Source organism: Trichlorobacter sp., assembly GCF_030247655.1.
Lineage (GTDB): Bacteria > Desulfobacterota > Desulfuromonadia > Geobacterales > Pseudopelobacteraceae > Trichlorobacter.
The window spans coordinates 1-8764 of sequence record NZ_JAOTRZ010000118.1 but is presented as its reverse complement, the minus strand read 5'-3'; the positions used below and the strand labels follow the sequence as shown (position 1 = coordinate 8764).

Here is an 8764-nt window from a genome sequence, read left to right as displayed (position 1 = left end):
TCACCAACCTGGCTCCGGCCCTTGATATCTCTGCCGCCTGCTCCGGGTTCATGTACGGGCTGACCATTGCCGGCAACCTGATCCGTTCAGGTGCCCACAAAAATGCACTGGTCATCTGTTCTGACCGGATGTCCAGCATCACTGACTGGTCACGCCGGGACTGTATCTTTTTTGGTGATGCTGCTGCTGCAGTCGTACTAACCAAGAGCGGTTATGAAAACAGTCTGTTTGAGGCAACCATCTTCTCAAACACCGAGTTTACTGATGGTGCTACGGTCTTTGAGGGTGATAACGCCTTCACCATGGATGGACATGCCGTGTACGAGGCGGCCTCCTCGGTGCTGCCCGGCTCGATTGTATCGGTGCTACTGCGCTGCGGCCTGTCTGAAGAGGATATCACCTGGGTCATCCCCCACCAGCCCTCCATCAAGATCCTGAAAAAAATGGCGGAACAACTGGGCATCCCGTTTGAAAAGGTCTGCCACAATATGGAACGCTACGCCAACACCTCCGGGGTCTCGATTCCGCTGCTGCTTGATGAAGTGAACCGCTCCGGCAAACTGAAAAAAGATGATCTGATCGCTTTTGCCGGTGTGGGGGCCGGGTGGACCTTTGGGGCAGCGATCTACCGCTGGCACTGATGACGGTTTCATTTTAAGGCGCTAGCTTCGTTGGCTCGTCTTCGGCTCCTCAACGTACTGTGTGTACGCTTGCGTCGCCGAGATCCTCGCCGCCTTGCTATCATCCTTAAACTAAAACCGTCATATCTATAGATTATCCTGCCAAGGCACCAAGAGCCGTCTCTCTGGTTTCGCAGATGGTCAGGAAACCGGAAAAACCGGCTATTTTAAACAGATCCTGTACCGGTGCCGCCACACAGCAGAGAATCAGTCTGCCGCCACGACCTTCAAGCAGCTTCAGCAGCTTCAAAAGACTGCGCAGCCCGGCGCTGGTGATATAGGGTACCTCGGCCAGATCAAGCAGATAACGGCTGATTTCCGGCTTGTCCTGCTGGGCAAACCAGGCATCAAAAAGCGGCGCTGCCCCGGAATCAAAGCGCCCGGACAACGTGATCACACCAACCTTATTTTCAAATCTGATTGTAGATTCCATATTTCAGCACCTCTGTCTGTTAATGGTCTGCTCTGCACTAAAACCTTTGAGCAGGGCATACTGCTCAGGTGTATTCATATCCAGTATAACAGCCTTATCATCAGACGCCAGCTCCAGCAACTGCCAGCCCGGGTACAGGCTGCGCAGCCCTCCGGCATCATCAGCGTGCAGCAGTTCCTGTTGCAGTCTCATCCGTAGAAGTGGTGGATGGCCCCGTTTGCCGCAAAACACCGGAATCACTCCATCAGCAGCAGGATGCTGCTGCAATGCGGCTATCAGGCCAGTCAATGTTTCAAGGCTGACCAACGGCGTATCCACCGGATGTACAAAAAAGGCATCTATAGCAGGATCAAGCGCTGCAACGCCGGATTTGACTGATGAAAACATCCCGTTTTCCGGTGCCGGATTTTGTAGCAGTGTCGCCTGCAGCTGTAACTGCCCTAATGCGGCATGATTCTGTCCGGTCACCACGATAATCTGCTCTATGCCAACAGCCTGATAGCTGCTGACAATCAGCTCAACCGCTGTCTGTTCTCCCAGCTCCAGCAACGCCTTGTCGCTACCCATCCGGCTGGAAAAACCGGCGGCCAGAATGATGGCGGCAGTTTTCAAGCTAAAAAACACAATTTCTCACGCGGAGACGCGGGGATCGCGGAGAAACCAAAGAAGTTACAAAAACATAAACCTAAAAAAAACAGTTCACGCAACGACGCAACGACGCAACGCAATAAAAACAGTATATTGAAAAAACGACCATATAACCAAACGGGTGAAGCTGTGTATTCTGTAAGTGATCGGTTTTCGTTGCGAGCGTTGCGGCTTTGCGTGAGTAACAGCCGTTTTAAGGATAAAAAACAACTCTGCTGGCAAAACAGTAACCTGTCGTAACAGCTTGATTTGATTCTTCGCGTCTCCGCGACTCCGCGTGCAGCTGCCTTTTTAAGGTTCATTGCTTGCCCCTGCGAACCGCGATCATCTCAGCCAGAATGCTGACCGCAATCTCTGCCGGTGTTTCCGCGCCGATCTGCAGCCCCACCGGACAACGCACCCGTAGCAGATCTTCATCGCTGACACCGACTGCACGCAGTTGTCCGAACAGCTCTTCCCGCTTGCGACGGCTGCCCACCATGCCGATATAGCCAGCCTGGGTTACCAGGGTCTGTTCCAACACGGTCCGGTCATGCTGATGGCCATAGGTCATGATCAGCACAGCGGTGGATGTTGTAATCTGTTGACACTGCAGACAGCAGTCAAATCCTGCAACAGCAACAGTTGTAACCGAAGCAGGAAAACGGTCTGTACCAAGCAATTCAGCCCGATCATCCAGCACCGTGACCTTAAACCCTACGGTTATGGCCATGGGTGCCAATGCCTGACCAATATGCCCTGCCCCGCAGATCAGCAGCTCAGGAACCGGCTGCAACGGGATGCTGTAGCACTGCATTGCATCAGGTTTTGGCAGATCAACAGACCAGCAGGCCTGTCCGTTATCATCCAGATAGACCTGTAGGGTACAGCCATTCCCTGCTTCAAGAGCGGCTGCAGCAGCGGCAAAGACCGGGATTGCCGTGGTAGACAGCTTTGCCAGCAACAGGGTCAGGCTACCACCGCAGGGCATGCCGTCCTGCTCCGGCAGCAACTGAAATGAACGGATAACGCCATGGCCGTCCTGCCGTATCTGGCCCAGGGCTACAACAACCTGCTGTTCCAGGCTGCCGCCACCCACCGTACCGCAGCAACTGCCATCCGGGCGCAGCAACAGCATGGCCCCGACACCTCGGGGGGCAGAACCGCTCCGTTCAACAATCAGGGCCAGTACTCCGGCCCCGGTTGCTGCAACCTCATGCAGGATCTGTAAGGCCTCAGTCATCCCGGTTCCTCACCAGCATCACTAGCCCGGCTGCCAATACCAGCGCACCGGCAGCCGCACCAAACAGGAACGGATAGCCGCCCTGGGGCAGCAACCAGCCACCAGACAACGGCCCCAGAAAAAAACCGCACTGCAGCATCAACAGCCCCAGATTCTGATTGAGTCCCCGTGTCTCCGGCTGTGACAGATCAAAGATCAGGGCATTTAAAAGCGGCATCACCACTCCCCAGCCGATACCGCAGACCACCGCCAGCGCCAGCAATGTGGTTGAACCGGTGGCAAACAGGATCAAACCGGTGCCTGCTGCAGACAGCACCAAAAAGACAATGTTCATGCGACGTTTATCAAAACGGTCAAACAGGCTGCCGCCAAACAGACGGACCAGCATCATCATCACCGTGGCAACTGTAAAAAACAGACCGCTGTTGGCCAGTCCAACGGATCTCCCAAACCCTTTTAAATAGAAGAACGTGGCAGCATACCCGGCATACAACAGCACCGTGGCGGCAAACAGCAGCAGCAGATTCCGGTCAGACAGACTGCGTTTGATTCCGGCAAAGGATGCCCCGCTGGCCTGTTCCTGTTCCTGGGGGAAACGGGGCAGCAGCCAAAGTAATCCCCCTGCCAGCAGAGCCAGCAGAGCTGACCAGCGGATCACGCCACCCAGGGCTGTTGGAGCGATCTTGAACAGATCAAACAGAAGCGGCACCACGGCGTAGGGGATCAGCCGTACCAACGAGATCCAGCCAAAGGCGCGACCACTCATCTCACGGGGGATGCAAAGCACAAACAGCGGCATGATCGCCGCCACCACACAGATAAACCCGGCCCCCTGCAGCAGACGGGCTAGCGTAAAGGCAAACTCACTGCGGCTGCATCCCTCCATAACCAGTGCCGCAGTCAGGATCAGGGCACCGGCCAGCAGCCAGCGTCGGGCAGTACGGGCGGTAATCGATGGGGTAATAAACGGTTGAACGATCAGGGCTGCCAGGGCATCAGCCCCCAGGATGAAACCGGCTGAGGCAGCAGGCATGCCCAAAGAGGTCAGGTATTCCCGCAAGGGGAAAAAGACGGCGACAATTGTTGAGACCGCCAGAAACTGGAGGCAGAGCAGCAGAAAGGGGCGGGATAGGAGCGGGTTTGACATCAGGCAGCCAGCCTGAGTAGCAGATTACCGGCCACGCTGAGGCGATAGTCGGCAGTGGCGCGGATATCGTCAATCGGCTGAACCGCCTGTTGCGTCAGCAGTGCTGCCGCGTTCAGGGTTTCCTCAGACAGCGGTTTGCCGATCAGGGCCTGTTCTGCCTCTGCACAACGCAGCACGGTTGGCCCCACGCTGCCCCAGGCAAAGCGGGCCGCTGCCACCGTACCGTCAGCAGCCAGCTGTAGTGCTGCTGCCAGCGATGCCACGGCAATGGCCAGTGATTTACGGCGGCCAACCTTCTCAAAACGCTGGATGCTCCAGCCCGTAAACGGCGGCAGGATGATCCGGCTGACGATCTCCCCTGGTTGCAGCATGGTCCTGCGTGGTCCAAGAATAAACTCAGCAATTGCCACAGTCCGGCTGCCTGCTGCAGAGCGCAGCTCCAGCTGGGCATCCAGCAGATACAGCGCAGGCAGGGAATCTGCCGCCGGTGAGGCGGTGACAATGTTGCCGCCAATGCTGGCCATGGTGCGGATAGCCGGACCGCCCACCGTGGCTGCGGCCTGGGTCAGCAGTGGATAGCGTTCCTGCAGCAGGGCGTTCCGGGCAATGGTGCTGAACGTGGCTATCGCACCAATACTGACGCTGCCATCGTCCAGTTCATCAATCCGGCGCAGCTCGTCAATCCGCTCCAGGCAGATGGTCGCCCGCGTATCCTGCGGCCCGTGGCGCAGCGCCACCAAAAGATCAGTCCCCCCGGCCATCAGATGGGCATCGGGGTGCTGTTGCTGCAACCTGAACAGCTCATCAATAGTCTCTGGAAAGCTGATCTGCCTTTTGCACCTGTCAGTACACTGTGTCATGGTCGCCCACATTTACCGGAATGATCTCCTGATCCTGAATCAGGAATTCAAGCGTAATACGGTAGGAAAGATTGATGGAAACTGAATGCAGGCCCGAGAGACGGCCAGCAAGCGGATGTAGCCGCAACGAGAGGTGAAACGGGTTTGCTTCCAGCAGTTGCAGCGTTTTCAGATACTGTTTTTCCAGTTCAGGATGACGTTTAAGGAAACGGTGCGCCCGTTTTTCATACTGTTCGGTAAAGACCAGTGACCAACTCATGCTGCTGCTTTCAGACGGGCAACATGCTCTTCAGGACTTCCCTTGATAGAACGTCCTTCAGCAAGGTCGGCGCGGGTTTGGGCAAGTGCTGCTTCAAGTTCGCATTCCCGCAGATAATGGTACTGCTCCATATCCATCACCACAAAGCGCTCCTTGCCCCGCACGGAAATAATCGCTTCCGGCTGATTGGCCAGCATCGCCTCTATGGCGACCACACCTTTTACCTTCAGATCATTGGCAGATATATGCGGCATGGCAGCCTCCCTTTTACTGTGTTTAACACAGTTAACCATACTATAAACAGCACTGTAAAGAGTATTATTAGATTTCGCAACACTCCTTTACAGCCCGTTCCACTGCATCCACAATCTTGACATAGCCGGTGCAGCGGCAGAGATTGCCGGACAGCCCTTCTTTGATCCGCTCCCGGCTTAACGGTTCGCCTTGACGCAGCAACGCCAAAGAGGCCATCTCCATACCGGGGATGCAGTAACCGCACTGCACCGCACCTTCTTCAGCAAAGGCAGTCATCAAACTGCGGCCTTCTTCAGTCTGCTCAAGTGCCTCAACCGTCTCCACCCGCGTCCCCTCCAGTTGGGCCGCCAGCATCAGGCAGGCCAGTTTGGGCAAGCCATCCACCAAAATTGTGCAGGCGCCGCACTCACCGGTGCCACAGCCTTCCTTGCTGCCGGTCAGGCCAAGGTCTTCCCGCAGCAGGTCAATTACCCGGCGGTCAGGGACACAGTCAAGCTCGGTCGGAATACCGTTTAGATTAAACTGAATATTCATCTGTATTATTTCCATTTCCAGGATGTCAATCGGTACGGAGTTTCCTTGTTCCAGGGCTGCCACCAGACCGTTGCCTCTGCTCGCTTCACCTTGCCGTTCAGTTTCACCTTCAGCTTAAGGTGATAGTTCATACCAGAGACAACCTGTTCTTCTGCACTGATGATGGAGACCAGACTCAGTTTTATTGCTGCTGGTTCCTGTTTTTTCTGCAGTACCTTTGCCTGTTCAGAGACCGCAAAATCTGCTGCAGCAATCACCTCTGGCTTGGTTACCGCTGCTGAAGATTTACCGCCGGAGATCTGCTCCCCTGCAAGACAATGGCCGCCAAGCAGTCCTGTAAAAAGAATAGCCATCAGGATATAAACCGGCATACTCAGTTTCTTCATCTGTCTCCCTTTCTTGGTTTGTGGATGTAACCTCTGTTTGTCTCTGTTCAGGGGTTATATCAAACCGCAAGACAACATCAACACGGTTACTGATAAAGTGGTCTGGAGCACTAACATCACCCTCAGCATGACCTGCGTGCAGGGCTTTATCCTGGCGCGTCAGCGACCATGACGGTTTTAGTGTCATCCGTTACTTACTGTACTCCACTTTATGCTATGGATCTCGGGAGAAGCTTCAAGGATCTTTCTCAGCACATCTGCCACTCGCCTAACTAGAACGGTAGTATCAATTTTCTTGAACCACTTCCTGATATAAGGCTTTGAGGGTTCTATGAAGCATAAAAACTCATCATCTTCGCCATACTGATGACCGCACCCAATCCAAAGTGGAAACTCTTTGTTTTCCAGTGTGACAATCCAACCCCAGTCTTCAGCTCCAATGCCGACGACGTTTACTCCTTCTTTTGAAAGATTTTCCAGAAGGTACTCAGCCAGCCTTTTACCCCATAGACCTGGATTAATCTCTTCCTCTTCTCCTTCATAAGGAGGAAACATGTTCGATCTTAATTCAACTTGATTTTCCATCTGTCGTTACTCCTCACCGACCCCTAATTTACCCCTGTAACCAGCCAGCACCCGCTGGGGAGTCAGCGGTCCGTGACAGAGTCGCACACCACAGGCATCATCCACAGCATTGGCAACCGCGGGCAGCGGGCCGTTCATGGCTACCTCGCCAATCCCCTTCATGCCAAAGGGACCGGTCTCTTCCGGTTCTCCCTGGGCGGCAATCGAGATAATCTCCGGGATATCCAGGCTACCGGGGATCAGGTAGGTGGCAAAGTCCGGGGTTTTTACCATGCCATCCTGCACCGTGAAATCCTCCATCAAGGCATAGCCCAGACCTTGGGCCACCCCACCCTGCACCTGCTGGTCAAACATCATCGGGTTCAGCACCTTGCCGCCATCGGTCACCGCCAGATAGTCGCAAACCGTAAGCTGGCCGGTTAAGCTATCCACCTCCAGCCGCACCAGATGGGCGCCATAGCCGAAGATCACATGGGGAAAACCGATAAAGAACCCTTTGGCCGTGGGGGGAACATTTTTGCAGGTGGGTGCCACGTATTGCCCCAGGCAGACCCGTTCTTCCGGCTGCAGGTAACCGGCCAGTTGCGCCAGGGTAATCTCTTTGTTGCTGGGTAGATGCAACACCCTGCCCGGCTGCAGTTCCAGACCGTCATTGTCCTGCAGAAAAAGGATCATACCGGCCCAGTTAAGCAGGCGGCTGCGCAGCTCTTCAGTTGCGGTGATCAAGGCCTTGCCAAAGGTGTAGGTGGTGCGTCCGGCAGAGGATGAGCCGGATGGATAGGCAGTGCGGGTGTCCGGCTGTTTCAGCGATACACGGGAGGCATCCTGCGACAGAATATGTCCGGCAATCTGCAGAAAGGCAGAGGAGTTACCCTGGCCCATGTCTGCCACGGCATTGTGCACCACAAAGGTGCCATCAACGGTCAACTCAATCTTGGCTGTGGCGGCATCCCGTACCCCGCCGCCATACCCGGCTGCGTTAAAGACCGAGGCCAGACCAATGCCACGCTGTTTGAAGCGGGGCGCTGCCGCCTTCCATTGTTCCCGTTTCTGCCAGAAGGGGTGCTGCTGCAACTGTTCCAGACAGGTCTTAATGCCGGTTGAGGTGGTTAAACAGACACCGGCGCAGTTTTCATCCCCCCGCACCAGGGCATTTTTCAGGCGCAGCTCCAGCGGGTCCATGCCCAGCTTGGCTGCCAGCAGATCCATCATGGATTCAAAGCCAAAGGTAGCCTGACAGACCCCAAAGGCCCGCATAGCACCGGCGGTTGGGTTGTTGGTGTAGACGCACCAGCCTTCAATTTGGGTATGGGGAATGCGGTAGGGACCACCGGCATGCTCCATGCCCAGTTCCATTACCTCGGCCCCCAGATGGGCATAGGCGCCGGTATCGTACCAGAGCCTGGCATGCAGCGCCTGCAGTGTGCCGTCTGTGCTGGCCCCCAGCTTGTATTCCATTTTACAGGCATGGCGTTTGTAACCGGCCTTGAAGCTTTCTTCGCGCTCCCACTGCATCCGCACCCAGCGGCCATTAGCGTGCTGGGCTGCCAGCCCCAGCAGGCACTGCACGGTGGCGCCATCTTTGCCGCCAAAACCGCCCCCCAGCGAGGGGGCCACTATGCTGATCTTGCCCCAGGGGATGCCCAGGGCATGGCTGATCTCAAAGCGGTCACGGAAAGGTGATTGGGTGGAAACATCCATCAGCAGGCCGCCATCCTCTTCCAGTCGGGCCACCCCGCTTTCGGTTTCCAGAAA

At 55.6% G+C, this 8764-nt stretch carries 12 protein-coding genes; 1 reads left to right on the top strand and 11 read right to left on the bottom strand.

What is annotated here, in order from left to right:
- The coding region (locus tag OEL57_RS10760) for a 3-oxoacyl-ACP synthase III family protein (protein ID WP_300740538.1) at positions 1 to 641 on the top strand (641 nt) is incomplete at its 5' end.
- A 133-nt stretch (positions 642 to 774) separates the two neighbouring features.
- On the opposite strand, the gene OEL57_RS10755 is transcribed toward OEL57_RS10760, so the two are convergent.
- The 11 genes from OEL57_RS10755 to OEL57_RS10705 all read right to left on the bottom strand — a co-directional run.
- Positions 775 to 1113: an STAS domain-containing protein gene (locus tag OEL57_RS10755; protein WP_300740537.1), complete on the bottom strand. Its 339-nt coding sequence runs from the start codon at positions 1111 to 1113 to the stop codon at positions 775 to 777.
- A gap of 3 nt (positions 1114 to 1116) precedes the next feature.
- The gene (locus OEL57_RS10750) at positions 1117 to 1725 is read right to left on the bottom strand and encodes a nucleotidyltransferase family protein (protein WP_300740536.1); all 609 of its coding nucleotides are present in this window, start codon (positions 1723 to 1725) and stop codon (positions 1117 to 1119) included.
- Positions 1726 to 2059: 334 nt separating this feature from the next.
- Positions 2060 to 2983 (bottom strand): XdhC family protein, encoded by a 924-nt coding sequence (locus OEL57_RS10745; RefSeq protein ID WP_300740535.1) that lies wholly within the window; start codon positions 2981 to 2983, stop codon positions 2060 to 2062.
- The gene (locus OEL57_RS10740) at positions 2976 to 4130 is read right to left on the bottom strand and encodes an MFS transporter (RefSeq protein WP_300740534.1); all 1155 of its coding nucleotides are present in this window, start codon (positions 4128 to 4130) and stop codon (positions 2976 to 2978) included. The genes OEL57_RS10745 and OEL57_RS10740 overlap by 8 nt, the downstream gene beginning before the upstream one ends.
- Positions 4130 to 4990: an FAD binding domain-containing protein gene (locus OEL57_RS10735; RefSeq protein WP_300740533.1), complete on the bottom strand. Its 861-nt coding sequence runs from the start codon at positions 4988 to 4990 to the stop codon at positions 4130 to 4132. Before OEL57_RS10735 ends, OEL57_RS10740 begins: the two co-directional genes overlap by 1 nt.
- Complete coding sequence (locus OEL57_RS10730; RefSeq protein WP_300740532.1) at positions 4974 to 5249, bottom strand: type II toxin-antitoxin system YafQ family toxin; 276 nt, start codon at positions 5247 to 5249, stop codon at positions 4974 to 4976. Before OEL57_RS10730 ends, OEL57_RS10735 begins: the two co-directional genes overlap by 17 nt.
- Complete coding sequence (locus tag OEL57_RS10725) at positions 5246 to 5503, bottom strand: type II toxin-antitoxin system Phd/YefM family antitoxin (protein ID WP_300740530.1); 258 nt, start codon at positions 5501 to 5503, stop codon at positions 5246 to 5248. Before OEL57_RS10725 ends, OEL57_RS10730 begins: the two co-directional genes overlap by 4 nt.
- A 67-nt stretch (positions 5504 to 5570) precedes the next feature.
- Positions 5571 to 6038: a (2Fe-2S)-binding protein gene (locus tag OEL57_RS10720; RefSeq protein WP_300740529.1), complete on the bottom strand. Its 468-nt coding sequence runs from the start codon at positions 6036 to 6038 to the stop codon at positions 5571 to 5573.
- Positions 6039 to 6043: 5 nt separating this feature from the next.
- Complete coding sequence (locus OEL57_RS10715) at positions 6044 to 6424, bottom strand: cystatin domain-containing protein (protein ID WP_300740528.1); 381 nt, start codon at positions 6422 to 6424, stop codon at positions 6044 to 6046.
- A gap of 183 nt (positions 6425 to 6607) precedes the next feature.
- Entirely contained in the window at positions 6608 to 7009 is a 402-nt protein-coding gene (locus OEL57_RS10710; RefSeq protein WP_300740527.1) for a hypothetical protein, read from the bottom strand.
- A 6-nt stretch (positions 7010 to 7015) separates the two neighbouring features.
- On the bottom strand, positions 7016 to 8764 hold a 1749-nt coding region (locus OEL57_RS10705; protein WP_300740526.1), incomplete at its 5' end, for a xanthine dehydrogenase family protein molybdopterin-binding subunit.

Bases quoted from the DNA above. Each gene is read 5' to 3' on its own strand.
- OEL57_RS10755 (WP_300740537.1), bottom strand. From the start codon at position 1,113: ATGGAATCTACAATCAGATTTGAAAATAAGGTTGGTGTGATCACGTTG.
- OEL57_RS10745 (WP_300740535.1), bottom strand. From the start codon at position 2,983: ATGACTGAGGCCTTACAGATCCTGCATGAGGTTGCAGCAACCGGGGCC.
- OEL57_RS10740 (WP_300740534.1), bottom strand. From the start codon at position 4,130: ATGTCAAACCCGCTCCTATCCCGCCCCTTTCTGCTGCTCTGCCTCCAG.
- OEL57_RS10735 (WP_300740533.1), bottom strand. From the start codon at position 4,990: ATGACACAGTGTACTGACAGGTGCAAAAGGCAGATCAGCTTTCCAGAG.
- OEL57_RS10730 (WP_300740532.1), bottom strand. From the start codon at position 5,249: ATGAGTTGGTCACTGGTCTTTACCGAACAGTATGAAAAACGGGCGCAC.
- OEL57_RS10725 (WP_300740530.1), bottom strand. From the start codon at position 5,503: ATGCCGCATATATCTGCCAATGATCTGAAGGTAAAAGGTGTGGTCGCC.
- OEL57_RS10720 (WP_300740529.1), bottom strand. From the start codon at position 6,038: ATGAATATTCAGTTTAATCTAAACGGTATTCCGACCGAGCTTGACTGT.
- OEL57_RS10715 (WP_300740528.1), bottom strand. From the start codon at position 6,424: ATGAAGAAACTGAGTATGCCGGTTTATATCCTGATGGCTATTCTTTTT.
- OEL57_RS10710 (WP_300740527.1), bottom strand. From the start codon at position 7,009: ATGGAAAATCAAGTTGAATTAAGATCGAACATGTTTCCTCCTTATGAA.